The sequence below is a fragment of the Pleomorphomonas sp. T1.2MG-36 genome, assembly GCF_950100655.1.
GTDB lineage: Bacteria > Pseudomonadota > Alphaproteobacteria > Rhizobiales > Pleomorphomonadaceae > Pleomorphomonas.
In genome coordinates this window covers 1,073,566-1,098,196 of sequence record NZ_CATNLY010000001.1, presented here as the reverse complement: position 1 = coordinate 1,098,196, position 24,631 = coordinate 1,073,566, and the positions used below count along the sequence as shown (strand labels likewise).

The window sequence follows — 24,631 nt, the reverse complement described above, 5'->3', positions numbered from 1 at the left end:
ATGGGCGAACTGGTCAATCTCCGCCGGGCGCGCAAGGATCGCGATCGCCGCCGCCGCGAGGACGAAGCGGCGGAGAATCGCGTCAAGTTCGGCCGCAGCAAGGTGGAGAAACTGACAGCCAAGGCGCAGGACGCGCTGGAGGCGCGCCGCCTCGACGGCCATCGCCTCGATACCCCCACCGATCCGGAGACGCCGCCGGACGCCTCGTCATGAACGTCAAGCGGTCGCTGTCGCTGGCCGGGCACCGCACCAGTCTGGCGCTGGAGCCGGAGTTCTGGGCGGCGGCGGAGCGGCTTGCCGGCCGGCGCGGCCAGAGCCTTTCGGCCTTCGTGCTCGACATCGACAGGACGCGTGGCGACCGCAATCTGGCCAGCGCCGTTCGCCTGGCCGTTCTGGCCGATCTCACCGCGTCCCTTTCCGCCTTGGAGCGCTCCGTTTCCTCCTGACCCTTCCGATTGGGCCCCATCTTGGTCGATCTTTCCCTGCATCTCCTGACGGTGCTGTTCTTCGCCGCACTGGTCGCCGGCTTCATCGATTCCATCGCCGGCGGCGGCGGCCTCATCACCGTGCCGGCGCTGATGCTGGCCGGCCTGACGCCGATCCAGTCGCTCGGCACCAACAAGCTGCAATCGCTGTTCGGCTCGGGGTCGGCGACGCTTGCCTATGCACGGGCAGGGCAGGTGGATCTCAGATCGCAGATGCCGATGGCGATGATGTCCGGGGCGGGCTCGATCCTCGGCGCGCTGCTCGCCACGGTGTTGCCGGGCGACTGGCTCAGGATCGCCATGCCGGTGATGCTGATCGCCATCGCCGTCTATTTCGCCTTCAAGCGCGGCCTCAACGACCAGGATCGGCACGCGCGGATGACGCCCTTCCTGTTCACCCTGACCTTCGTGCCGTTGATCGGCTGCTATGACGGTCTGTTCGGGCCGGGCACCGGTTCGTTCTTCATGCTGGGCTTCGTGTCGCTGGCGGGGTTCGGTCTGCTGAAGGCGACGGCGCATACCAAGTTGCTCAACTTCGCCAGCAACATCGGCAGCTTCTTCGTGTTTCTCGCTTCCGGTGCCATCTTCTGGAAGCCCGGCCTCGTGATGGGCGCCGGTCAGTTCCTGGGCGCGCAGCTCGGCTCGCGTCTGGCCGTCAAGGGAGGCGCCAAGATCATCCGGCCGCTCTTGGTGATCACCTGCATCTGCCTTGCCATCAAGCTCCTGGCCGATCCCGCCAATCCGGTGCGGATGTGGGTGATGGGGCTGTAGCCCTATATTGTCGTTGTGCCTCTTTCTGCCCGAGGTCCTGCGCCTTCGCGCAGGATGACAATCTATGTATTTGTTTTCATTTATATAAAGCCGTCATCCTGCGCGAAGGCGCAGGACCTCGGGCAGAACAGAACTCGCCGTCGATATAGAGTTCAAACCTAAACCGCCGCGAATTCCTCGCGGGCAAAACCCTGCAGGTAGAGCACGGCGGTGAGATCGCCATGGCGAATCGACACCTGGGCCTCTTCCGCCACCTTCGGCTTGGCGTGGAATGCGACGCCGAGGCCGCTTTCGTTGATCATGTCGAGGTCGTTGGCGCCGTCGCCGATCGCCACAGTTTCGTGGTGGGCGAGGCCGCGCGCCTCTCTGAGCTCGATCAGCGTGGAGAGTTTCGCCGCCTTGCCGAGGATCGGCTCGGCGACGAGGCCCGCGAGCCGGTCACCCTCGGTCATGAGGCAGTTGGAGCGGTCCTCGTTGAAGCCGATCATGTCGCGGATGCGGTCGGTGAACAGCGTGAAGCCGCCGGAGACCAGCGCCGTATAGGCGCCGTGCGCCCGCATGGTGCCGATCAGCTCGCGGCCGCCCGGCGTCAGGGTGATGCGCTCGCGCAGCACCTCGTCGACGACGGCGATGTCGAGCCCCTTCAGAAGGGCGACGCGCTCGCGCAGCGCCGGCTCGAAGGCGATCTCGCCGCGCATGGCGCGCTCGGTGATGGCGGCGACGTGCTCCTTGAGGCCAACGAAGGCGGCGAGTTCGTCGATGCATTCCTGGCCGATCATGGTGCTGTCCATGTCGGCGACCAACAGCTTCTTGCGCCGCCCTTCGGCGGGGAGCACGGCGAAATCGACCGCTGCCTCGCCCACGACCTCGGCGATGCGATGCACCGCCTCGCTGTGCGAGAGGTAGTCGCCGACGGCGATGTCGGCGGCGATGCCTTCGGCCAGCACCTTGTGGGCGTCGCCGCCCAGGCGCCGCGACACGCTGACGATCAGGCTATCGGTCACTTGCGGATTGGCCGGAGATGAGACAAGCGTTGCGACAAGCGACATGGGAGGCTCCAGGCGTGACGGCGGAGACGGTAGAAAGGCGCGCGGTTCTGATAGCCGGCCCGACGGCGAGCGGCAAGTCGGCTCTGGCGTTGGCGATCGCCGAGCGCTGCGACGGCGTGGTGATCAACGCCGATTCGATGCAGGTCTATCGCGAGCTGCGCATCCTGACGGCGCGACCGTCCCCGGAGGACGAGGCGCGCGCGCCGCACCGCCTCTACGGCCATGTCGGCGGTGGCGAGGGCTATACCGTCGCCCGCTATCTCGACGATCTCGAACGGACGCTGAAGGAGATCGCCGGCCGGCCGGCGGTGATCGTCGGCGGTACCGGCCTCTACTTCAACGCGATGACGCAAGGGCTCTCCGACGTGCCGCCCATCGACAGCCAGGTGCGTGCCTTCTGGCGCGAGCGGGCACGGGCGATGAGCCCGGCCAGCCTGCACAGGGAGCTGGCGGTGGTCGACCCGGTGCTCCACGGCCGGCTGCATCCCAACGATACGCAGCGGGTGCTGAGGGCGCTGGAGGTTGCCGACAGCACGGGACGGCCGCTGTCGGAATGGCAGGAGAAGCGCTCGCGGCCGCTGATCTCAGGCGCGCATGTCGCTCATATCGTCATGGCGCCGGACCGTGACTGGCTGCATGCCCGCATCGACGAGCGATTCCGCGCCATGGCGGCGGACGGCGGGCTTGATGAGGCGCGGGCGTTTGCCGCTCTTCGACTCGACCCGGCGCTGCCGGCCATGAAGGCCATCGGCGTGCCGGAAATGATGGCGGCGGCGCGGGGGGAGATCGCCGTCGAGGCGGCCGTCGAGGCGGCGATCACGGCGACACGGCAATATGCCAAACGGCAGGAAACCTGGTTCCGCAATCAGATGCCGGACTGGCCGCGCCTCAATCCGGCGGCGTCGCGACATTTTGTTGCTGTGGTCGACGATACCGCGCAACGAATGAAACAAGGCTCTTGACCGACCAGCCGGCTACCGCTACGTTGCCGCCAATTCCGGGGTTGTCCCGGCATATGAGCCAGAGGGCGGCATGCGTTCCCTTCTCGTAGTACTTACATGGCGCACCGTGTCGGAGGTCTCTCACTGAGGCCTGCCGGGTTTTCATGGTGCGCGAAAGTCAGGTCCCTCTTCGGGGCCTTTTTTATTACCTGAACAACGCAACGATTTCCCCGGGATAACGGGACGAGAGCTTGAGGTAACAGGCGATGACACGGCAGATGACAGGCGCGGAAATGGTCATCCAGGCGCTGATCGATCAGGGCGTCGACACCATTTTCGGCTATCCCGGCGGCGCGGTGCTGCCGATCTTCGACGAACTGTTCCAGCAGGAGGAGGTCCGCCACATCCTCGTCCGCCACGAGCAGGGCGCGGGACATGCCGCCGAGGGCTATGCTCGCTCCACCGGCAAGGTCGGCGTGGCGCTCGCCACCTCGGGCCCCGGCGCCACCAACATGGTGACGGCGCTGACCGACGCGTTGCTCGACTCGATCCCCATGGTCTGCATCACCGGTCAGGTTCCGACGACGCTGATCGGCACGGACGCCTTCCAGGAGGCCGACACGGTGGGCATCACGCGGCCCTGCACCAAGCACAACTGGCTGGTGCGCCGCATCGAGGACCTGCCGGGCATCCTGCACGAGGCCTTCCGCATCGCCACCACCGGCCGCCCCGGCCCGGTGCTGGTCGACATCCCCAAGAACATCCAGTTCCAGACCGGCACCTACGAGAACTGCAAGGACAAGGCGCTGACGCAGTATCATCCGGCGGTGAAGGCGCCGGACGCTGCCATCCGCGAGGCGGTCGAGCTGATGATCGCCGCCAAGAAGCCGATCCTCTACACCGGCGGCGGCGTCATCAACTCCGGCCCGAAGGCGGTGGCGCTGCTGCGCGAGTTCGTCAAGATGACCGGCTTCCCGATCACCTCGACGCTGATGGGTCTCGGCGCCTATCCGGCCTCGGGCAAGAACTGGCTGGGCATGCTGGGCATGCACGGCACCTATGAAGCCAACCTCGCCATGCACGACTGCGACGTGATGGTTTGCATCGGCGCGCGCTTCGACGATCGCATCACCGGCCGCATCGATGCCTTCTCGCCCAACTCCAAGAAGATCCACATCGACATCGACCCGTCGTCGATCAACAAGAACGTCGTGGTCGACCTGCCGATCGTCGGCGACGTCGGGCATGTCCTGGAAGACATGATCGCCGCCTGGACGGCCCGCAAGCCGATCCAGGACAAGGCGGCGCTTGGGGCGTGGTGGAAGCAGATCGACGGCTGGCGGGCGAAGAAGTGCCTGACCTACCGTCCGTCGGCCGAGGCGATCATGCCGCAATATGCCATCGAGCGCCTCTACGCGCTGACCAAGGATCGCGACACCTACATCACCACCGAGGTCGGCCAGCATCAGATGTGGGCGGCGCAGTACTATGGCTTCGAGGAGCCGAACCGCTTCATGACCTCGGGCGGTCTCGGCACCATGGGCTACGGCCTGCCGGCCGCCATCGGCACCCAGCTCGCCCATCCCGGTGCGCTGGTGATCGACATCGCGGGAGACGCCTCGATCCAGATGAACATCCAGGAGCTGTCGACGGCGGTGCAGCACAACGCACCGGTCAAGGCGTTCATCCTGAACAACCAGTACATGGGCATGGTGCGCCAGTGGCAGCAGTTGCTGCATGGCAACCGGCTCAGCCATTCCTATGTCGATTCCCAGCCCGACTTCGTGCGTCTCGCCGAGGCCTATGGCGCCGTCGGCATTCGTTGTTCGAAGCCGTCCGAACTCGACGATGCCATCGAGGAGATGATCCGCATCGATCGCCCGGTGCTGTTCGACTGCCACGTGGTCAGCCTCGCCAACTGCTTCCCGATGATCCCCTCGGGCAAGGCCCACAACGAGATGCTGCTGGGCGCAGACGTCTCCGACGAGGAGATCGAGACGGCCATCGGCACCGCCGGCAAGGTTCTGGTGTGAGGCGCGGCCGCTGACGCGGCCCCTCGCATCCGCACGCAACACTTTATCGGAATTGACATCATGATGATCGTCGCAGGCCAATCCCAGTCCGCCTACTTCCTGGAAGAAGAGTTCCCCGCCACCGAGCGCAGCCACACGCTATCGGTGCTGGTCGACAACGAGCCGGGCGTCCTCGCCCGCGTCGTCGGCCTGTTCTCCGGGCGCGGCTACAACATCGAGAGCCTCACCGTCTCGGAGATCGAGCACGCGAGCCACATGTCGCGCATCACCATCGTGACGACGGGCCGGCCGCCGGTCATCTCGCAGATCATGCATCAGCTCGGCCGTCTGGTGCCTGTTCACAAGGTGGTCAACCTTACCTGGGCCGGCGATGCGCTGGAGCGCGAGCTGGCCTTGGTCAAGGTGTGCGGCAAGGGCGATATCCGCGACGAGGCGCTGCGCCTTGCCCAGGCGTTCAACGCCCGCATCGTCGACGCCACGCTCGACTCCTACGTGTTCGAGATCACCGGCGCGCCGGCCGATATCGACCGCTTCGTCGGCCTGATGAAGGAGTGCGGCCTCGTCGAGCTGGCCCGCACCGGGCTCGCGGCGCTGGCGCGCGGCCGGACGGGGATCTGAAGCCCCACCCGACCGGTACGGTTCGGTGGCTCCGGCGCATGTTCGGGGGAAGGCATTCTCCCGGACAACTGTCGGGGTCATCGCAGAGTTGAACGCAGGCAACGGCGGAGCGGGGTGCTCCGGCCTTCTCAAGAGGACGTCATGTCTTTCTTCTTCGTAGTACTTCGATGGCGCACCGTGTCGGAGGTCTCTTCCTGAGGCCTGCCGGTTTTTCATGGTGCGCGGAAATCGGGTCCCTCTTCGGGGCCTTTTTTATTGCCCGCATGTCTTGAACGAGAACTTGAGGTAACAGGCGATGACACGGCAGATGACAGGCGCGGAAATGGTCATCCAGGTGCTGATCGACCAGGGCGTCGACACCATTTTCGGCTACCCCGGCAGCGCGGTGCTGCCGATCTTCGACGAGTTGTACCAGCAGGAAGAGGTCCGCCACATCCTCGTCCGTCACGAGCAGGGCGCGGGACATGCCGCCGAGGGCTATGCCCGCTCCACCGGCAAGGTCGGCGTGGCGCTCGTCACCTCCGGTCCTGCCATTGCCAACATGGTGACGGCGCTGGCCGATGCGCGGAGCGATTCCATTCCCATGGTCTGCATCACCGGTCAGGTTCCGACGACGCTGATCGGCACGGATGCCTTCCAGGAGGCCGACACGGTGGGCATCACGCGGCCCTGCACCAAGCACAACTGGCTGGTGCGCCGCATCGAGGACCTGCCGGGCATCCTCCATGAAGCCTTCCGCGTCGCCACCACCGGCCGTCCCGGCCCGGTGCTGGTCGACATCCCCAAGAACATCCAGTTCCAGACCGGCACCTACGAGAACTGCAAGGACAAGGCGCTGACGCAGTATCATCCGGCGGTGAAGGCGCCGGACGCTGCCATCCGCGAGGCGGTCGAGCTGATGATCGCCGCCAAGAAGCCGATCCTTTACACCGGCGGCGGCGTCATCAACTCCGGCCCGAAGGCGGTGGCGCTGCTGCGCGAGTTCGTCAAGATGACCGGCTTCCCGATCACTTCGACGCTGATGGGCCTCGGCGCCTATCCTGCTTCGGGCAAGAACTGGCTCGGCATGCTGGGCATGCACGGTACCTATGAAGCCAATCTCGCCATGCACGACTGCGACGTGATGGTCTGTGTCGGCGCGCGCTTCGACGACCGCATCACCGGCCGCATCGACGCGTTCTCGCCCAACTCCAAGAAGATCCATATCGACATCGACCCGTCGTCGATCAACAAGACCGTCATGGTCGACCTGCCGATCGTCGGCGACGTCGGGCAGGTGCTCGAAGACTTGATCGCCGCCTGGACGGCTCGCAAGCCGGTGCAGGACAAGGCGGCGCGTGTCGCCTGGTGGAAGCAGATCGATGGCTGGCGGGCGAAGAAGTGCCTGACCTATCGTCCGCTGGCTGAGGCGATCATGCCGCAATATGCCATCGAGCGCCTCCATGCGCTGACGAGGGGGCATGACACCTACATCACCACCGAGGTCGGCCAGCATCAGATGTGGGCGGCGCAGTACTTTGGCTTCGAGGAGCCGAACCGCTTCATGACGTCGGGCGGTCTTGGCACCATGGGCTACGGCCTGCCGGCCGCCATCGGCACCCAGCTCGCCCATCCCGGCGCGCTGGTGATCAATGTGGCGGGCGATGCCTCGATCCAAATGAACATCCGGGAACTGTCGACGGCGGTGCAGCACAATGCGCCGGTCAAGACGTTCATCCTCAACAACCAGCATCTGGGCATGGTGCGGCAGTGGCAGAAACTGTTCCACGGCAACCGCGTCAGCCATTCGACCACCGACGCGCAACCGGACTTCGTCTGCCTGGCCGAGGCTTACGGCGCCGTCGGCATCCGCTGCTCGAAGCCGTCGGAACTCGATGACGCCATCGAGGAGATGATCCGCATCGACCGTCCGGTGCTGTTCGACTGCCGCGTGGTCAATCTCGCTCACTGCTTCCCGATGATCCCCGCGGGCAAGGCACACAACGAGATGCTGCTCAGCATAGACGATGAGAACGACATGGCGGACGGTCGCGCCGACAAGGTTCCGGCGTGAGGGCGACGATGGCATTGGAACTCGATCATCTGTTCGTTTTCGTCGAGCCGGAGGACGCCGCGCCGGGCGGCACGGCGTTCGAGGCCCTCAAGGCGCTCGGCCTCGAACCGTCGTTCACGCGCCGGCACGTGGGGCAGGGGACGGCCAACCTCTGCTATGCCCTGGACAATGCCTATCTCGAACTGCTCCACGTCGTGGACGTCGAGGAGCTGAACGCCTCATCGCTCGGCCGCGCCGCCTTTGCCGACCGGGCGGCGTGGCGGAAGACCGGCGCTTCGCCCTTCGGCATCGCCTCGCGCGGCGGCGCGCTGCCGGGCGAAAGCTGGTCCTATCGCAATCCCGATTTTCCGCCCGGCGTGTCGATCGCCGTTTCCGAAGAGAGCGACGATGCCGGCATGCCCTTCGTCTTCTCATCCCCCGGCAAGGCGCCGCCGTCCGAATGGAGCGACGGGCGGGCAGGGCGGCGCCAGACGGCAGCCGGCTTCACGCGCCTCACGGTGGAGCGCCTGACGCTGCCGAAGGTTCCGCTGGCGGGCGGTGCGCTCGACGCGTTCCACCACTTGGGACTCGTCAAGGTATTGGAGATCGCCAAGGGCGAACCGGAGATGCTGATCGGCGTGGAACCCGGCCGCAGGCTCCTGCTGCCGGCGTTCACCCCCGCCTGAAGGTTGCTTGTGTGGCACGGGCCGGCGGACTATCGTCGCGCGTCCCAACGTAGGCTCTCGCGATGTCCCACACCAAGCTCTCCGTCAACGTCAATGCCATCGCCCACCTGCGCAACCGGCGCGATCTGCCATGGCCGTCCGTTGCCGGCCTCAGCCGCATTGCGCTGGAAGCGGGCGCAGCCGGCATCACCGTGCATCCCCGCCCGGACGAGCGGCACATCCGCCGCACCGACGTGTTCGCCCTTCAGGAGATGCTGAGGACCGACTGGCCCGGCCGCGAGTACAACATCGAGGGCTATCCGACCGAGGACTTCCTGAAGCTCTGCGAGGCGGCGCGCCCCGACCAGGTGACGCTGGTGCCGGACAAGCCCGGCCAGAACACCTCCGACCACGGCTGGGACTGCGTGGCCAACCAGTCGTTCCTGTCGGACGTGGTGCGGCGCATCCAGGGGGAGGGCATGCGCGCCTCGATCTTCATCGACGCCGATCCGACGCAGGCGGCCGCCGCCGCGCTCACCGGCACGCGACGCGTCGAGATCTATACCGGCCCCTATGGCCACACGTTCGATCCGACGGAGCAGCGGGCGCGGCTCGAGGAAGTGGCGGTCACCGCCGAGGCGGCGGTCAAGCTCGGCATGGCCGTCAACGCCGGCCACGACCTGACGCTCGACAACCTGCCGCCGCTGGTGAAACGGACACCGCATATCGCCGAGGCGTCCATCGGTCATGCGGTGATCGCCGATTGCATGATCTACGGCATGGCCGAAACGGTGCGCCGCTATCGCTGCGCGCTGGGGGATTCGGATGCGTGATGGCGCCTGATGTTTTTGGTGCGCCTCTTTCTGCCCGAGGTCCTGCGCCTTCGCGCAGGATGACGTAATTATATAATTGAAACAAATATCTAGCCGTCATCCTGCGCGAAGGCGCAGGACTTCGGGCAGGAAGGGGCAGGGGGGCGATATAGCGCTCCCCTCGCAAAGTTGCCCTTACTCCGCGGCCGCCTTCATTCCCTCCGCCAGCGCGAAATCCACCGCAGCGGCGGCGTGGATCGCCGTGCTGTCGAAGCCGGGCAGCGGCAGGGCATCGGGGTCGAGCAGCAGGCAGATTTCCGTGCAGCCGAGAATGACGGCGTCGCAGCCCTCGTCCTTCGCATTGGCGATCAGGTCGAGGAAGGCGGCGCGGGACTCGTCGCGGACGATGCCGGCGCACAGCTCGTCGAAGATGACGTCGTGAACCACGGTGCGGCCCGCTTCGCCGGGCGTCGTCATGGCAAGGCCGTGAGCGGCCATGCGGCGGGCGTAGAAGCCCTGCTCCATGGTGTAGCGGGTGGCGAGCAGCAGCGGCCGGCGCACACCGGCGGCGGAGAGCGCCTTGGCCGTCTCGTCGATGATGTTGAGGAGAGGAATCCTGACGGCGGCGGCCACCTCGTCGGCGACGAGGTGCATGGTGTTGGTGCAGATCAGAGCGCAATCGGCGCCGGCTCGCTCCAGGCCCTGGGCCGCCTTGCCGAGATGGGCGGCGGCGGCGTCCCAACGGCCCGCCTTCTGCAGGTCGACGATCTCCTGGAAGTCGACCGAATGCAGCACGATCTTGGCCGAGTGCAGGCCGCCGAGACGGGTTCGCACCGCTTCGTTGATCATCTGATAGTAGACGGTGGTGCTCTCGAAGCTCATGCCGCCGATGAGGCCGATGGTGCGCATGGTGGGTCCCCTTGTCACGATGGCCGATCATAGCTTCGGTTGGACGCAAGGCGTTTGCAAGGGGTGGCGCTCATCGATCATATGGCGCAAATATGTGGCGCTATGTTCTAACATCGTGCAAAGTAAAGGCGTGACGATCCGCTATTGAGGGAATCGAAGGCGCATGCTCGACGAACGCGATCGCAAGCTCCTGGAGCTTCTGCAACGCGACGCCAGTCTTTCGGTGGTCGACCTCGCCGACCGGGTGGCGCTGTCGGTGTCGGCCTGTTCGCGGCGCATCCAGCGGCTAGAGGCCGAGGGCTACATCGCGCGGCGGACCGTGGTGCTCGATCGCGTCAGGCTCGGCGTGCCGACCACCGTCTACGCGCTGATCCGCACCGCCCATCATTCGGCCGACTGGATGGAGCGCTTCGCCGCCGTCATCGCCGACATTCCGGAGGTGGTGGAGGCGCACCGCCTGACCGGCAATGTCGATTACATCCTGAAGCTCGCCCTGCCGCGCGTCGAGCACTACGACGTCATCTACAAGAAGATCATCCGCAAGGTAGAACTGTTCGACGTGAGCGCCTCCATTTCGATGGAAACGCTGAAAGACGGGGCGCCATTGCCCGTCGACTATGCGCCGTAATGCTATTCTTAGGGACAAAACGGCTATTTCTTGGTCGGTCGGCTAGGACGGTCAGGAATCCTTAACCGCATTTATGCAGGCAATCCGATGTTTCGGGCGTATGTGCGGGAGGAATGCATGGCCCTCAAAAATCTGCGAATTTCACTCAAGATAGTGATTTCGCTCGTCTCCATCATTGTCTTCTCGCTGGCCGCGATCTTCTACGCCGCCGAGAGCATGATGAAGCTCAACGCCGAGCAGGCGCAGTTCGTCGATCGCGATGCCCAATCCAGCCTTCTCGGCAAGGATGTCGAGGGCGCGGCCTATCGGCTGAACACCACGCTCTATCGGCTCATCACCACCTTCGACAGCGAACAGCTGGACCGGCTCACCGCCGAGATCCAGGATGCCCAGCCGCAGTTCCTGAAGACGATCGAAGACATTCGCGCGCGCCGGGCCGACCTGTCGGCCGATCTCGACGCCATTGCCGCGCCGCTCGACGAGCTGTTCGCCAAGACCAAGGAGGTGGTCGAGGCGGCCAAGCTGATGGACTCCGGCCACGGCCGCGAGGTGATTTCGAGCGAGGTGGAACCGCGCATCGACACCATCCTGCAGGCCACCCAAAAGCTGCAAGCAACCATCGAAACGCAGCTCGTCTCCAATCGGGCTGCGCTTGAGACCGAGGCCAACTCCACGGTGCTGGTCATGGTGGTCATGGTGGCCGGCGGCCTGATGGCCGGCCTTCTGGTGGCGCTTCTCATCTCGCAGCGTGGCATTTCCGCGCCCATCAGCCGGCTGTCGGCTGCCATGTCGCTCTATGCCAAGGGCGAGTTCTCCGAAGCGCCGCACGGTACCGAGCGCAAGGACGAGATCGGCGCCATGGCGCGGGCGCTCGCGGTATTCCGGGAGAATGGCATCGAGGCTGAGCGGCTGCGGGCCCAGCAGCGTGACGCCGAGGTGGCCCGCGAGAACGACCGGCAGGCCCTGCTTGCCGAACTGGCCACCGATTTCGAGGGCACCATGGGTGGTGTGGTCGAGGCGGTGGGCAAGGCGGCGGTGGAAATGAACCACGGCGCGTCGTCGCTGCAGACCTCCACCGAACGGACGGCGTCCACCGCGCGCAGCGTTTCGACGTCGTCTCAGGTGATGTCGCAGAACGTCCAGGAAGTGTCGGCGGCTGCCGGCCAGATCTCGGCTTCGATCGAGGACATCTCCCGCCAGGTGGAGAATGCCAAGACCATCGCCGAGGAAGCCGGCACCCAGGCAACCCAGACGGCGACCATCGTCGGCGACCTCAGCGAGGCGACGCATCGCATCGGCGAGGTGGTGAGCCTCATCACCTCGATCGCCGACCAGACCAACCTTCTGGCTCTCAATGCCACCATCGAGGCGGCGCGGGCCGGCGAGGCGGGCAAGGGCTTCGCCGTCGTCGCCGGCGAGGTGAAGGCGCTGGCCGGGCAGACCGCCAAGGCCACCGACGAGATCTCCGGCCACATCTCCACTGTGCAGGACGTCACCAGCCGGGCGGTGAAAGCCATCAACCGCATCTCCACGACCATCGGCGAGATCAAGTCGGTGAGCGTCACCATGTCGTCGTCGATGCAGGAGCAGATGGCGGCGACCCAGGCGATCGTCCACAACGTCACCTATGCCGCCTCCGGCGCGCAGGAGGTGTCGGCCGGCATCAACGGCGTCGCCGAGACGGCCCAAACCTCCGGCACGGCGGTCGCCACCATCTGCGAGGTGTCCGACGGACTGCTCGGCGCCGTCGACCAGTTGAAGGCCAAGTCATCGGAGTTCGCGGCGCGCATCCGCGTCGGTTGAGCCGGAGGCGCAACGTGGAAGAGGGGCCGGGCAAGGCGATTGTCCGGCCCCTTTCGTTTGCGGCTGGTGACAGGTCTTGTCGGCTCCGGGGACGAGAATGCTGCCCAAGGGAGCGCAAGATGATCCGTCTTCAAGACATTTCCGTACCGGTGTTCGGCCGCTATCTCGAACGGCTCGATGGTCTGGTCATCATAGCGGCGGCGCATGTCGCCGATCGCGGCCTGCCGGAGGCGGCGCTGCTTCAGTCACGCCTCGCGCCGGACATGGATCCCTTCGAGGCGCAGGTGAGAATGGCTGCCCGCTTTCCGTTACGGGCGCTGAGGCCACTGGTGCCGCGCCTGCCCGATCTCCAGTTCGAGGAGGCGCGGTCCTTTGCCACGCTGAGGGACGATGTCGCAGCGGCCCTGGGCGTGCTGTCCCTGATGGAACCGGCCGATCTCGAGGGGCGCGAAGCCGAAATCGTCACCGACCGCGCCGGCCTTGCCGACATTGCCCTGCCGGCGGCCTGCTTCGTCGTCGACTACGCGCTGCCCAACATGCTGTTCCATCTCAGTATCGCCTATGCCATCGCCCGCTGGGAAGGCGTGAAGCTCGGCAAGGCGGATTTTGATGGATGGCACAGGTACTAGATCTGCAATCTATTGTTTTCTGTGTGCAGTCTTTCTAACGGATTAGGGGCTGGCCAGTCCCGAGGGCTCGAAGTTCACGCGACGGTGCGGAGACGCTGGTGAGTTGGTGACTAACGTAAGGAGAGAGGGACAAATGCGCTTTCGGTTCGCAGCGGTTCTCCTGGGGCTTTCTCAATTTGCATTCCCTTCTCTTGGTTTCGCCGACTGGCCGGGCATTCTTGAGGCTCCACCGGGACTCAATAATCTTCCTTTTTCGATTCCAACCGGCGACGCACACTGGTGCTACAATATCCGCGAGAAACTTGAGCCTGTTTCGAGAGAAGAAGCGTCATTTTTCTTTGAAGGCCAGAAAGACTACCTAGCTGCGCTTTTGGCCAGCCGCCGCGCAAAGATGTTTCGGTTACCACGCTCCGACATGGCAGTGGTAGCAAGACGTGGCTGTGATGAACTTTGCGAAGTCGACATTATAGTCAGATCTGCCTATAATGTCGATATATATAAGAATATTTTGGTCGGAAGGCAAGGTTCTATTGAGATGGTTCCATCTATTGATGGCTGGAAAACCTATTCTGAATTTAATGCTGTACTACATGATATTAAGTACAAAGGAGAAAAGGCTGCGTTTTTCTATCAGCTTAGCCGAAGCGTTGATCGATCGAAAGTCAATGATCGCGTCGAGTACGGCTTCGCATCGGAGATGTATGACGACTGCCAGACCAAATGATGCAAGGGGCTTGCCCTTGCATCTACCTCTTTCTGTCTAAGCCGCTCACTCCGGTCCGATCATCCGCTCCGGCCTGACCAGCGCCTCGAACTCGGCATCCGTCACGTAGCCGCCGCCGACGGCTTCCTCGCGCAGCGTTGTGCCGTTTTTGTGGGCCGTCTTGGCGATCTTGGCGGCGGTGTCGTAGCCGACCTTGGGGGCCAGCGCGGTGACCAGCATCAGCGACCGGCCGAGGGCGGCCTTGATGTTGTCTTCGCGCGGCTCGATGCCGACGACGCAGTTGTCGGTGAAGGAGATGGCGGCGTCGGCGAGCAGCGTCACCGATTGCAGGAAGTTGTAGGCCATCACCGGGTTGTAGACGTTGAGCTCGAAGTGACCCTGGCTGCCGGCGAAGGTCAGCGCGGCGTGGTTGCCGAACACCTGGACGCAGACCATGGTCAGCGCCTCGCACTGCGTCGGGTTGACCTTGCCGGGCATGATCGACGAGCCCGGCTCGTTCTCCGGCAACGACAGCTCGCCGAGGCCGGAGCGCGGGCCGGAGCCCAGGAGGCGGATATCGTTGGCGATCTTGAAGAGGCTCGCCGCAACCGTGTTGAGGGCGCCGTGGCTCATCACCATGGCGTCGTGGGCGGCCAGCGCCTCGAACTTGTTGGGCGCCGAGGTGAAGGGGTGGCCGGTCAGCTCGGCGACGCGGGCGGCGATCTTCTCGGCGAAGCCCTTGGGGGCGTTGAGGCCGGTGCCGACGGCGGTGCCGCCCTGAGCGATCTCCATCAGCATCGGCAGCGTCTGTTCGATGCGCTTGAGGCCGTTCTCCACCTGTTTGGCGTAGCCGGAGAATTCCTGGCCGAGGGTGAGGGGTGTGGCGTCCTGGGTATGGGTGCGGCCGATCTTGATGATGTCGGCCCAGCTCTTCGCCTTGGCGTCGAGCGCCTTGTGAAGGTGATGCAGCGCCGGCAGCAGCTTCTCGATCACCTCCGAGGCGGCGGCGATGTGCATGGCCGACGGGTAGGTGTCGTTGGACGACTGGCTCATGTTGACGTGATCGTTGGGATGCACCGGCTTCTTGGAGCCGAGGGTGCCGCCCAGGATCTCGATCGCCCGGTTGGAGATCACCTCGTTGGCATTCATGTTGGTCTGCGTGCCGGAGCCGGTCTGCCAGACGACGAGCGGGAAGTGGGCGTCGAGCTTGCCGTCGATCACCTCTTGCGCCGCCGTGACGATGGCGTCGCAAAGCTTCGGATCGAGCTTGCCGAGATCGCGGTTGACCTCGGCAGCGGCGCGCTTGACGACGCCGAGCGCCTTGACGATGGCCTTGGGTTGCTTCTCCCAACCGATCTTGAAGTTGCCAAGGGAGCGCTGCGTCTGCGCGCCCCAATAGACCGATGCGTCGACGTCGATGGGACCGAAGGTGTCGGATTCGATACGGGTGGACAAACGCGAACTCCCCTGTCTTGCCTGTCGTCCGAGGCGGCGGGACGTTAGGCGATTTTTATCAGGGATTCCACCCATGCCTAAGGAGAATGGCGGAGGTTTCACCGAAATGTGGTTGTGGTGGCGACGCGCTTGACAAGGCGGGTGGTCGGAACTAGAACATCGGAACCGTACCGTACGGTACATAAGTTTTTCGACCCCGCGACAGAGAGCGAACGCCTCATCATGGAGCCCTTCACCCCCCGCCAGAATGCCGTGCTGGAATGCGCGCTGCAGCTCTTGGTCGCCGGTGGCGAACGGGCGTTGACCACCGCCGGTCTCGCCCGCGCGGCCAACTGCTCCAAGGAAAGCCTCTACAAGTGGTTCGGCGATCGCGACGGGCTGCTCGCGGCGATGATCACCTACCAGGCGAGCAAGGTGAGGACGCCGGGGCCGCGCGACAGCATGCCGACGCTCGACGACTTCAGCCGCAGCCTTGCCGTGTTCGCCGAGGACCTGATGGGCGTGCTGTCTGGCGAAGTGTCGCTGGCGCTCAACCGCCTCGCCATCGGTCAGGCCGACCGCGACGGTGCGCAGCTCGGCGCGCTGGTGCGCGAGCACGGCCGGTTGCCGATAGAGACCCGCGCCCGCGCCCTGCTCGAACTCGGCCGGCGGCACGGCTACCTCAAGTTTTCCGACACGCACGAGGCCTATGAGACGCTCTACGGCCTCGTCGTGCGCGACGGCCACGTCCGCATGCTGCTCGGCGAGCCGCCGGCGGGCCTTTCCGACGACCGGCCGCAGCGGGCGCGGCTGGCAATCTCGCAGTTTTTCCGCCTCTATGGGCACGGCGCCCAGGATATCGAGTAACCCGATTTCATCAGTGAACCGGCGGCCGGCGGGGATCGGCCGTCTTGAGAACGCCAATGGCGAGGAAGGACAACAACATGCGCGTCTATTATGATCGTGATGCCGATTTGAACCTGATCAAGGGCAAGAAGGTGGTGGTCGTCGGCTACGGCTCGCAGGGCCGTGCCCATGCGCTGAACCTCAAGGATTCCGGCGCCAAGGACATCGTCATCGCCCTGCGTCCGGGTTCGGCGACGGCCAAGAAGGTCGAGGCCGACGGCCTGAAGGTCATGTCGGTGGCCGATGCCGCCAAGTGGGGCGACTTCCTGATGATCGCCACTCCGGACGAGTTGCAGGCCGATATCTACCGCAACGAGATCGCCCCGAATATCCGCGACGGCGCCGCCATCGCTTTCGCCCATGGCCTCAACGTCCACTTCGGCCTGATCGAGCCGAAGGCGACCCTCGACGTCGTCATGATCGCTCCGAAGGGCCCTGGCCACACGGTGCGCGGCGAGTACCAGAAGGGCGGCGGCGTGCCTTGCCTCGTCGCCGTTGAGCAGAACGCGTCCGGCAACGCGCTCGAGTTGGCGCTCTCCTACGCCTCCGGCATCGGCGGCGGCCGTTCGGGCGTCATCGAGACCACCTTCCGGGAAGAGTGCGAGACCGACCTGTTCGGCGAGCAGGTGGTGCTGTGCGGCGGCCTCGTCGAGCTGATCCGCGCCGGCTTCGAAACGCTGGTCGAGGCCGGTTACGCTCCCGAGATGGCCTATTTCGAGTGCCTGCACGAAGTGAAGCTGATCGTTGACCTCATCTACGAGGGCGGCATCGCCAACATGAACTACTCGATCTCCAACACGGCCGAGTGGGGCGAATACGTTTCCGGTCCGCGCATTATCACTTCCGAGACCAAGGCCGAGATGAAGCGCGTCCTGAATGACATCCAGTCGGGCAAGTTCACGTCCGAGTGGATGCAGGAATACAAGGCCGGCGCCGCCCGCTTCAAGGGCATCCGCCGCAACAACGACAGCCACCAGATCGAGGCCGTCGGCGAGAAGCTGCGCGCCATGATGCCGTGGATCGCGAAGAACAAGCTGGTCGACAAGGCCCGCAACTGATCGCAGTTCGCGATCCACGCTTTACGCTTTGCGCCGGGCGGTCAGCCGCCCGGTCGCGGGGTATCGCGAAGAACAAGCTGGTCGACAAGGCCCGCAACTGATCGCAGTTCGCGATCCACGCTTTACGCTTTGCGCCGGGCGGTCAGCCGCCCGGTCGCGGGGTATCGCGAAGAACAAGCCGGTCGACAAGGCCCGCAACTGATCGCCAAAGCGGGCAAGTCGTAGCCGCAAGGCCCGCGACAGTTTGACTGGTGATATTTGACAAGACGAAGCCGGAGAGCCTCGGGGCTTTCCGGCTTTGTTTTTGTGGCACTTAGGTCAAATCGAAAGTCGGTATGGAGCCATTTGGCCTAGTGAATTTTTACAAGAGGCAGGAGTCTGGGGAGCGACTTTCGTTGGTCTTCGCAACCAAACCACACCGTAAGTCGGTACCGTTCAATGGAAATATTCCATCCGTTAACAAGTCGGCAATGGAAGAATTACTATTCTACGCTGAGGGCAGCCGAGATTGCCTTGTTTTGGGACCGCTGAAATGAAAATCCAAGGAAAGCTCTATTCGATCGTTGCCGTGCTGGGCGTCATCGCCATCGGCGTGGCTCTGCTCGGCATCCGTCTCATGCAGGGATACAACGAGCAGGTCGACGCCTTCCAGCTCGCCTCGCAGCGCGCCTATGACGGCGAGCACCTCAACCGGCTCATCACCGCCGTGGTGATGGATTCGCGTGGCATCTACGCGGCCAAGAGCACCGACGCGTCCAAGCCCTTCGCCGAGGGTATCGCCAAGAACCTCAAGGCGATCGACGAACTGCTGGGCGACTGGTCGTCGCGCGTGCCCGATGACCGCAAGTCGGCGTTCGATGCCGTGGTGGCCAAGGCCAAGGAATTCCAGACCTTCCGTACCGAGACGGCTCGTCTTGGCGTCGAGGAGTCTCCGGCCGCCGCCAACGAGCAGGGCAACAACGACGCCAACCGCAACAACCGCAAGCAGCTGCAGGCCGACGTCGACAAGCTCGTCGAACTCGACCGTCAGGATCTCGATGCGGTGCGCGCCTCGATCGGAGAGTATTACGTCGCCGGCCGTCGCACCCTGATCATTTTCGCCGTCATCGGCATTCTGGCCGGCATCGGCATCGCCTCCTGGATCGGAACGGCCAAGATCGCCGGCCCGCTGAAGCGCGTCAACGGCGCCCTGTCCCTCCTGACCCAGGGCAAGATGGATGTCTCCATTCCCGCGAAGGTCGGCCGCGACGAGATCGGCGTCCTGTGGAGCACGGTCGGCACCTTCCGCGACACGCTGGTGGAAACCGAGCGTCTCAAGGCGGCGCAGGCTAATGTGGAAGAGCAGCGGCGCGCCGAGCAGAAGGCTCTGCTCGACAGGCTGGCCCGCGAGTTCGAAACTGAAGTGGGCGAGGTGCTCGCCACCGTGAGCCAGACCGCCCAGTCGACGCTGAAGGCCGCCGAAGTGATGGTCGCCGACGCCGAGGAAACCTCCGGCCGGTCAATGGCCGTGGCCAGCGCCTCCGAACAGACGTCGGCCAACGTGCAGGCTGTTGCCGGCGCGTCGGAAGAACTGTCGTCGTCGATCGCCGAGATCGGCCGTCAGATCAGCGAAGCTTCGACGCTGATCGGCGCCGCCGTCGAGCAGGCTCGCCTGACCGACCATGACGTGCGGTCGCTGGCCGACAGCGCCTCCAAGGTCGGAACCATCGTCGCCATGATTCAGGCGATTGCCGAGCAGACCAACCTTCTGGCCCTCAACGCCACCATCGAGGCGGCGCGGGCGGGCGAGGCGGGGCGCGGCTTTGCCGTCGTCGCCTCCGAAGTGAAGGCGCTGGCCAGCCAGACCGCCAAGGCGACGCAGGACATCGAGGCCCAGATGGGCACCATCCAGAGCGCCACCCAGCAGTCGGTGGAGAAGATCGCCGACATCTCCCGCCGCATCGCCGACCTCGACCACATCACCTCGTCGATCTCCGGCGCCGCCACGCAGCAGAACGCGGCGACCGGCGAGATTGCCCGCAACATCTCCGAGGCGGCCGTTGGCGCCGCCGAGGTGGCGCAGACCATCGTTGGTGTCCGCACCACCGCCGAGAAGAGCGGCGCCGCCTCGCGCGATCTCCTCGACCGCATGTCGCATCTCGCCAAGCAGTCGGCAGCTCTGGAACAGAAGGTGGCGGCCTTCGTCGGCACCATCCGCGCCGCCTGACCCGAAACTCTACTGGAGCGGACATCCCTGGGCATCCGCTTGGCCCGAAAAGTCTGCAACTTTTCGGGCGGATGCCCTTGGCTTAGTGTTCTGCGCTTCCGGTGCTCACGGACGCTAAGTCCGCTCCGCTCCGGTTCTCGAACCCGTCGCCAGTTGCCTCGCTCCAGCGAGTTTCAGATCAGGCTCTGGTCGCCTTTCTCGATCCTCTCGATCCCCGCCGGTCTTCGGCGGGGATTTTTGTTGGGTGGCGGATGGATCGGGGCTGGGTGGTCTTCCTTTGGTCGTATCGGCTGGCTAAAGTTTGCCAACCCGCTTGAGCGGCCGGCTTTTTCCGGAATCTTCCATGCTCCACGACATTACCGACATCCGCCTTCGCCTCAGGCCCGGCACATGGCCGATCGCCGACGAGATGCGTCCCCGGATCGACGCGCACTGGGCGGCGTGCGTCGCCGCCAACCCACATCTCTGGAACGGCCGCGTTCTCGGCACCATCGCGCCGGGCGAGCCGGGTGGTATCGTCATCGAGGGCGGCGTGCTGACGGGAGAGGCGGTGGAGGGTGACTTCGCCGGCTTTCTCGCCTGGCGCGATTGGGGTTTTCCGGAGATCGGCATCCGCAACCTGTTCGGCTCGGCCCTGGTGCTGTCGTCGGATGGAGCGCTGATTCTCGGCGAGATGGGTGCGAACACCGCAAATGCCGGCCGGATCTACCCGCCCGGCGGCAGTCTGGAGCCCGCCGACGTCGACGCTGATGGCAATGTCGGCGTGGTGGCGTCCATCGAGCGCGAACTGCGGGAAGAGACTGGGCTCGTCGCGGCGGAGGCGGTGACGGAAGGCATGCTGGCGGTCTTCGACGGGCCGCGCGTGTCGATCGGCCGGGTGCTTCGTTTCCCGTTGTCGGCCGACAAGCTCGTCGCTGTCATCATGGCGGAACTCGACAGGCAGGAAGACCGCGAACTGGAGCGGGTCATCGCCTTTCGCGCCGTCTCGGAACTCGACCGTCCCGAGGTCACGGCCTACAGCCGCGCCTTCGCGGCCCGGCTGCTCGCCGGTTGACAGCAATAAAAGAACCGCCCGCCTGGAGGTCATGGCGGGCGGCGAGGTACTGCGATCTGCCTGGGGTGGTGGCTTTTTCCGATCAGCCGCCGAAATACGGCGACTGACAGGGGCGCAGGTTTCCGCGGTTGTCGACCCACGTATTGTCGTACGCGTTATAGGAACGATAGCGGCCCGCGCACCAAGCCTGATGCTCGGACGACAGCGGCGCCGCCGCGTAGACCGGCGCCGGCTGCCGATAGACCACGACCGGGGCCGGCCGGTAGACGGGCGCCGGCCGGTAGACGACGGGCGGCTCATAATACACGGGCGGAGCCGGTTCGTAGTAGACCGGCGGCGGGGGAGGCGGGGAGGCCAGCGTCGCGCCGAGGAGGGCGCCGCCGAGCAGACCGATGGCGCCGACGGCGGCAAGGTCACCGCCATCATACCGGTGTCGATGATGATAGCCATCCGCCAGGGCCGGCAGCGCCAGCGAGGACAGGACGGCGGCTATGGCGACAGGGGCGGCAATCCTAGACAGCCTGGACATTTTTCGTCTCCACGCCCGGCCGTCGGTTCGACGGACCGGTGCATCCTTTCCGTTAGTCATAGCTGGTAATTTTGGTCGCATTTTGGAAGAGGCGTGGTGAAATTCGGGTGATAACCGACGTGGACTAAAGCCGGCGTCACCACTATGGTGACCGGCACCCGTGCGCCTCAGGAGAGAACCAAGTGGCTCGTCGATATGCGATTCTCGATGTTTTCACCGCGAAGGGACTGACGGGCAATCCGCTGGCGGTCGTGCTGGACAGCGCCGGCCTCGACAGCGCAGCCATGCTGGCGATCACCAAGGAATTCAATCTGTCCGAAACCGTGTTCGTGGAGCCGCCGTCGCGGCCCGGCACGTCGGCCAGGATTCGCATCTTCACGCCCGGCCGCGAACTGCCGTTTGCCGGCCACCCCACCGTCGGCACCGCCGTTCTGCTCGCCCACGAGCGCCTGCAGGGCATCGAGCGCGAGACCGACGCCATGGTGGTGCTGGAAGAGCAGGTGGGCGTGGTTCGCTGTGGCGTCACCATCTCGCCGCAGCGCTCCGGCCGTGCCGTGTTCGATCTGCCCAAGCTGCCCGAAGAGCGTCCGTTCCACGGCGACATCGGCCTTGCCGCCTCGGCACTGGGACTCAACCGGGGCGACATCGGCTTTGAGAATCACGTGCCCTGCGTCTTCGACGGCGGCGGCCCGGTGTTCGTGTTCCTGCCGCTGGCCGGGCTCGACGCCATGCGCCGCATCCGCGTCGACAAGTCGCATTGGACCGGGGCGTTCGGTTCGACGGAGCTCGACCTGTTCGTCTACACCCGCGAGGTGGTGACCAACGGCCACGACTTCCACGCCCGCATGTTCGCGCCGCATCTCGGCATCGGCGAGGATCCGGCCACCGGCTCGGCCGCCGCTGCCTTCTCGGCGGTGGTCCGCCGCTTCGACCGGCCTGCCGATGGCGAGCATCAGCTGATCATCGAGCAGGGATTCGAAATGGGGCGGCCCAGTCGTATCGAGCTTGAGATCATCATCGAGAAGGGCAAGCTGACCGGCGGCCGCATCGGCGGCGAGGCGGTTATCGTCGGCCGCGGCGAACTTTACGTCTGACGGCGGATAGCCCGATTGCTCGGCAAACACGGCGGCCCGGAAGGTGCCGCCGTTTTGCGTTTCCGCGATCAGGCGTTGACCGGGCCGAATGTCAGGCTCGATGGATACTCGCGTCTAATCCACTGAAAACAAAACATAATCATTTTTTTCGCCTAACGGCTCGAAAAGGACTTGCGCCCAATCTCTGGCGTGGTTATAAGCCGCCATCGCTTCCGGACGACACCAACGTCCGGCGAGAAAAGTGGGCGCGTAGCTCAGTTGGTAGAGCAGCTGACTCTTAATCAGCGGGTCACAGGTTCGATCCCTGTCGCGCCCACCACTTTTCCCTCCCAAGCCTGAAATTGTCGAAACCGCCCCTCCGGGGATCAGTTCGCAGCTCCTCACTGCAATGAGGCCTTGATGCCGTCGGCGGCGGCCATGCAGGCCTCCTCGCAGCGCCGGCAGGCGTCGGCGCAGACCTGGCAGTGCTCGTGCATCGAGGCGTGGCAGCCACATTCGGCGGCGCAGGAGCGGCAGGCTTCGCGACAGGCGAGAAGGACCGCCTTCAGCACGGCGTCGTTGGCTCCGGTGCAGCGCGAGGCGATGGCCGCCGTTGCCGCGCAGAGGTCGGCGCAGTCGAGGTTGAGGCGGATGCACTGGCGCAGGTCGGCGACGTGCGCCTCGCCGAGACAGGCGTCGGCACAGGAGGTGCAGGTCTGGGCGCAGTCGAGGCATTCCTCGATCGAGCGGAGCAGGCCTGTGTTGATGGAGCCGTTCAGGGCGGGGTGGGTGCGAATCATCGCTTCGGCGTGCATGTCGACCTCCAGAGCGGGGATTGGTGTGCGACAACAGCCCCGCGGCCGGATTGTTCCCGCCGTCACCCCGACGGGTGGTCACTGCATGCAGCTTTGATTGCGTCCGTTCTTCTTGGCGACATACATCGAGTTATCGGCTCTCTGGACGAGGTCCACCGCGAGGTCCTCGGGCGAGAGCACCGACACGCCAACGCTGATCGTGGCGCTCTTGTCGAGTTGCTCGATCCGGTTGTTCTCGGCCGCGAGGCGGATTCGCTCGGCGATCGAGAAGGCCTCATGCCTGTCGGTCTCTACGAGGATGACGGCGAACTCCTCGCCGCCATAGCGGCAGGCGGCATCGGTCGCCCTCAGCCCGTCCTTCAGGACGGTCGCCACCGCCCGCAACACTTCGTCGCCGACGACATGTCCGTGGCGGTCGTTGACCTGCTTGAAGTGATCGATGTCGATGAACAGAAGCGAGAGCGGGCGCTGATAGCGCTGGGCCCGCTGTATCTCCAGATCGAGTCGCTCGTCGAAGGCCCTCCGGTTCAACAGTCCGGTCAGCGGATCCGAGTTCACCAGCCGTTCGAGCTCTCGGGTTCTCTGGGCGACCAGCTTCTCCAGCGTCGCGGTCGTCTCCTTCATCGCCGTGATGTCGGTGTCGGCGCCGATCAGGCCGACAAACCTGTCGCCGTCGAGGCGCGGCATGACCTTTTCGAGCACCCACTTCAGATGCCCGCCCTTGGCGCGAATCCGGTACTCGATCGTGCCGGCATCGTGCTTGCGCAGCCTCTCGTCCAGAAAGGCGCGGTAGCGCTCCCGGTCGTCGGGGGGCAGGAACAGGCTCCAGTCCGCCGCCTTCATGTCGACTTCGGAGAGGCCCATGAACTCGGACCACTCCCTGTTGACGAACTCGCGGGCGCCGGAAATGCCGGCAAACCACAGCATCGTCGGCGCCTGCTCGGCCAACTGGCGGAAGCGGCGCTCGGACTCGTTGAGCGCGGCGATCAGTATTTCCTGAACCGAAAGGGATGGGCCTTCTTCGTCGCTCCGTTCCGGCAGCCCATGAACCATCCGGTGGTCGAGCTTGAGGATGTGGGTGACCAGCCAGTTGACGAGGAAGTTGAGGATCTCGTTGACCGCCTCGGCCTGCTCGAGGTCGGACTTGGCGGCGATCGCCTGAACCCGGGTGTGGAACGCCCGGTGCGCGCAGATGTGCTGGTGTTTCTTCGCAGCACTCAGCGACGAGCGGCACATCAGCTTTTCTTCATCGCAGAAGTGCGTGTTGGCATAGTCTATCAGCTCGGCCAGCAGGGCTGGCGCTTCCGGCAGAGATCCCTGGCCGGATACCGCATCGGCGATGTTGTTGGTCAGCTCGAACAGCCGCTTGTGCTGGCTGTCGATCTGAACGTTTCCGGTCTCCAGATGCGTGTTCCAGTAGAAGAGTGCCATGCGTCCTTCCAGCCTTCGTGCCTTCGGTTGTCGTCCATCGCCATTTA

General features: G+C 64.9%; 24 protein-coding genes and 1 tRNA gene. 19 read left to right on the top strand and 6 right to left on the bottom strand.

Features of this window, described 5'->3' with window-relative positions:
- The 3 genes from QQZ18_RS05150 to QQZ18_RS05140 are packed head-to-tail and all read left to right on the top strand — an operon-like array spanning window position 1 to window position 1,256.
- The gene (locus QQZ18_RS05150) at window positions 1-213 is read left to right on the top strand and encodes a DUF4169 family protein (RefSeq protein WP_284538542.1); all 213 of its coding nucleotides are present in this window, start codon (window positions 1-3) and stop codon (window positions 211-213) included.
- Entirely contained in the window at window positions 210-446 is a 237-nt protein-coding gene (locus QQZ18_RS05145; RefSeq protein WP_284538540.1) for a ribbon-helix-helix domain-containing protein, read from the top strand. Before QQZ18_RS05150 ends, QQZ18_RS05145 begins: the two co-directional genes overlap by 4 nt.
- Window positions 447-467: 21 nt before the next feature.
- A complete protein-coding gene (locus QQZ18_RS05140) occupies window positions 468-1,256 on the top strand; it encodes a TSUP family transporter (protein ID WP_284538537.1) in 789 nt (262 codons plus the stop codon).
- Window positions 1,257-1,414: 158 nt separating this feature from the next.
- On the opposite strand, the gene serB is transcribed toward QQZ18_RS05140, so the two are convergent.
- Window positions 1,415-2,305 carry a phosphoserine phosphatase SerB gene (gene serB, locus QQZ18_RS05135; protein WP_284538535.1) on the bottom strand — a complete coding sequence of 297 codons (891 nt, stop codon included), beginning with the start codon at window positions 2,303-2,305 and terminating at the stop codon, window positions 1,415-1,417.
- A 14-nt stretch (window positions 2,306-2,319) separates the two neighbouring features.
- On the opposite strand from serB, the gene miaA reads away from it, so the two are divergent.
- From miaA to QQZ18_RS05105, 6 genes are all read left to right on the top strand, one after another.
- Window positions 2,320-3,267 carry a tRNA (adenosine(37)-N6)-dimethylallyltransferase MiaA gene (miaA, locus tag QQZ18_RS05130; protein WP_284538533.1) on the top strand — a complete coding sequence of 316 codons (948 nt, stop codon included), beginning with the start codon at window positions 2,320-2,322 and terminating at the stop codon, window positions 3,265-3,267.
- Window positions 3,268-3,512: 245 nt separating this feature from the next.
- Window positions 3,513-5,279: an acetolactate synthase 3 large subunit gene (locus tag QQZ18_RS05125; RefSeq protein ID WP_284538531.1), complete on the top strand. Its 1,767-nt coding sequence runs from the start codon at window positions 3,513-3,515 to the stop codon at window positions 5,277-5,279.
- 60 nt (window positions 5,280-5,339) lie between these two features.
- Window positions 5,340-5,897 (top strand): acetolactate synthase small subunit, encoded by a 558-nt coding sequence (ilvN, locus tag QQZ18_RS05120; protein ID WP_446728599.1) that lies wholly within the window; start codon window positions 5,340-5,342, stop codon window positions 5,895-5,897.
- A gap of 307 nt (window positions 5,898-6,204) precedes the next feature.
- Window positions 6,205-7,950, top strand: a complete 1,746-nt coding sequence (locus QQZ18_RS05115; RefSeq protein ID WP_284538529.1) for an acetolactate synthase 3 large subunit — start codon at window positions 6,205-6,207, stop codon at window positions 7,948-7,950.
- A gap of 8 nt (window positions 7,951-7,958) precedes the next feature.
- Window positions 7,959-8,615 carry a VOC family protein gene (locus QQZ18_RS05110; RefSeq protein WP_284538527.1) on the top strand — a complete coding sequence of 219 codons (657 nt, stop codon included), beginning with the start codon at window positions 7,959-7,961 and terminating at the stop codon, window positions 8,613-8,615.
- Window positions 8,616-8,677: 62 nt separating this feature from the next.
- Window positions 8,678-9,427 carry a pyridoxine 5'-phosphate synthase gene (locus tag QQZ18_RS05105; RefSeq protein WP_284538525.1) on the top strand — a complete coding sequence of 250 codons (750 nt, stop codon included), beginning with the start codon at window positions 8,678-8,680 and terminating at the stop codon, window positions 9,425-9,427.
- A 174-nt stretch (window positions 9,428-9,601) separates the two neighbouring features.
- On the opposite strand, the gene QQZ18_RS05100 is transcribed toward QQZ18_RS05105, so the two are convergent.
- Window positions 9,602-10,315, bottom strand: coding sequence for an aspartate/glutamate racemase family protein (locus QQZ18_RS05100; protein WP_284538524.1), 714 nt, complete (start codon window positions 10,313-10,315; stop codon window positions 9,602-9,604).
- A gap of 163 nt (window positions 10,316-10,478) precedes the next feature.
- Between QQZ18_RS05100 and QQZ18_RS05095 the strand changes: the two genes are divergently transcribed.
- The 4 genes from QQZ18_RS05095 to QQZ18_RS05080 all read left to right on the top strand — a co-directional run bounded on the left by QQZ18_RS05095 (window position 10,479) and on the right by QQZ18_RS05080 (window position 14,099).
- Window positions 10,479-10,943 carry an Lrp/AsnC family transcriptional regulator gene (locus QQZ18_RS05095; RefSeq protein ID WP_284538522.1) on the top strand — a complete coding sequence of 155 codons (465 nt, stop codon included), beginning with the start codon at window positions 10,479-10,481 and terminating at the stop codon, window positions 10,941-10,943.
- A 117-nt stretch (window positions 10,944-11,060) separates the two neighbouring features.
- Entirely contained in the window at window positions 11,061-12,746 is a 1,686-nt protein-coding gene (locus QQZ18_RS05090) for a methyl-accepting chemotaxis protein (protein ID WP_284538520.1), read from the top strand.
- A gap of 119 nt (window positions 12,747-12,865) precedes the next feature.
- On the top strand, window positions 12,866-13,375 hold the full coding sequence (locus QQZ18_RS05085; protein ID WP_284538518.1) for a DUF1993 domain-containing protein: 510 nt from the start codon (window positions 12,866-12,868) through the stop codon (window positions 13,373-13,375).
- 133 nt (window positions 13,376-13,508) lie between these two features.
- Window positions 13,509-14,099: a hypothetical protein gene (locus QQZ18_RS05080; RefSeq protein ID WP_284538516.1), complete on the top strand. Its 591-nt coding sequence runs from the start codon at window positions 13,509-13,511 to the stop codon at window positions 14,097-14,099.
- 45 nt (window positions 14,100-14,144) lie between these two features.
- Here the strand turns inward: QQZ18_RS05080 and fumC are convergent, their stop codons facing one another.
- Entirely contained in the window at window positions 14,145-15,608 is a 1,464-nt protein-coding gene (gene fumC, locus QQZ18_RS05075; protein WP_446728598.1) for a class II fumarate hydratase, read from the bottom strand.
- Window positions 15,609-15,755: 147 nt separating this feature from the next.
- On the opposite strand from fumC, the gene QQZ18_RS05070 reads away from it, so the two are divergent.
- The 4 genes from QQZ18_RS05070 to QQZ18_RS05055 all read left to right on the top strand — a co-directional run bounded on the left by QQZ18_RS05070 (window position 15,756) and on the right by QQZ18_RS05055 (window position 20,736).
- A complete protein-coding gene (locus tag QQZ18_RS05070) occupies window positions 15,756-16,379 on the top strand; it encodes a TetR/AcrR family transcriptional regulator (protein WP_284538512.1) in 624 nt (207 codons plus the stop codon).
- 77 nt (window positions 16,380-16,456) lie between these two features.
- The gene (ilvC, locus tag QQZ18_RS05065) at window positions 16,457-17,476 is read left to right on the top strand and encodes a ketol-acid reductoisomerase (RefSeq protein ID WP_284538863.1); all 1,020 of its coding nucleotides are present in this window, start codon (window positions 16,457-16,459) and stop codon (window positions 17,474-17,476) included.
- Between the two features lie 532 nt (window positions 17,477-18,008).
- Window positions 18,009-19,682 carry a methyl-accepting chemotaxis protein gene (locus tag QQZ18_RS05060; protein ID WP_284538510.1) on the top strand — a complete coding sequence of 558 codons (1,674 nt, stop codon included), beginning with the start codon at window positions 18,009-18,011 and terminating at the stop codon, window positions 19,680-19,682.
- 343 nt (window positions 19,683-20,025) lie between these two features.
- Window positions 20,026-20,736 (top strand): NUDIX hydrolase, encoded by a 711-nt coding sequence (locus QQZ18_RS05055; RefSeq protein WP_284538508.1) that lies wholly within the window; start codon window positions 20,026-20,028, stop codon window positions 20,734-20,736.
- Between the two features lie 82 nt (window positions 20,737-20,818).
- On the opposite strand, the gene QQZ18_RS05050 is transcribed toward QQZ18_RS05055, so the two are convergent.
- Window positions 20,819-21,265, bottom strand: a complete 447-nt coding sequence (locus tag QQZ18_RS05050; RefSeq protein WP_284538506.1) for a BA14K family protein — start codon at window positions 21,263-21,265, stop codon at window positions 20,819-20,821.
- 182 nt (window positions 21,266-21,447) lie between these two features.
- Between QQZ18_RS05050 and QQZ18_RS05045 the strand changes: the two genes are divergently transcribed.
- Entirely contained in the window at window positions 21,448-22,359 is a 912-nt protein-coding gene (locus QQZ18_RS05045) for a PhzF family phenazine biosynthesis protein (RefSeq protein ID WP_284538504.1), read from the top strand.
- Between the two features lie 243 nt (window positions 22,360-22,602).
- A tRNA-Lys gene (locus QQZ18_RS05040) sits at window positions 22,603-22,678 on the top strand.
- A gap of 61 nt (window positions 22,679-22,739) precedes the next feature.
- Here QQZ18_RS05040 and QQZ18_RS05035 read toward each other — a convergent pair.
- Together QQZ18_RS05035 and QQZ18_RS05030 are read right to left on the bottom strand one after the other, a co-directional pair.
- Window positions 22,740-23,153, bottom strand: a complete 414-nt coding sequence (locus tag QQZ18_RS05035) for a four-helix bundle copper-binding protein (RefSeq protein ID WP_284538502.1) — start codon at window positions 23,151-23,153, stop codon at window positions 22,740-22,742.
- Between the two features lie 78 nt (window positions 23,154-23,231).
- Window positions 23,232-24,584 (bottom strand): bacteriohemerythrin, encoded by a 1,353-nt coding sequence (locus tag QQZ18_RS05030; RefSeq protein WP_284538500.1) that lies wholly within the window; start codon window positions 24,582-24,584, stop codon window positions 23,232-23,234.
- Window positions 24,585-24,631 lie beyond the last annotated feature (47 nt).